A 535-nucleotide genomic window follows, 5' to 3' on the forward strand; every position below is an offset into this window, starting at 1 on the left:
GCATAACGGCGAGATCGTCGCATACGAGATGGCCAGGCGTCCGTTGTTCGAGATGGTAAGCAAAATGCTCAAGAAGGCGTTTGCTCGACTCGGCCCCAAGGACCGACCGATCCTGCATTCGGATCAGGGCTGGCAATACCAAATGGCGTCCTATCGATCGATGCTCAAGCAGCGCAGTGTCCGTCCCAGTATGTCGCGCAAAGGTAACTGCCTCGACAACGCTGCCATGGAGAGCTTCTTCGGCATCCTAAAGTCCGAATTCTTCTACCTGAACAAGTTCACCAGCATCGAGCAACTGCAGGATGGACTGCGCCAATACATTCACTACTACAATCATGACCGCATCAAGCTCAAACTAAAAGGGCTGAGTCCCGTGAAATACAGGACTCAGCCCTTTCCGGCCTAGCCATCAACCGTCCAACTTCTGGGGGTCAGTTCATTGCCATCGGGCGTTTTGCCATCCTGCGAAGGATTGGACCGCGCTCAGACCACCACGGTCTGAGCCTGGCCTTCCTCGCGTTCGCGGATTTCGCCG

The 535-nt window shown here is 55.3% G+C and carries 1 protein-coding gene; it reads left to right on the forward strand.

All coding sequences use genetic code 11. From position 1 onward, the window contains the following. Positions 1-406 (forward strand): IS3 family transposase (locus AC1DDH_RS20485; RefSeq protein WP_476956213.1); only part of this gene is annotated, 406 nt, incomplete at its 5' end. Positions 407-535: the final 129 nt, after the last annotated feature.

The organism is Arthrobacter sp. 10T425, assembly GCF_056393985.1.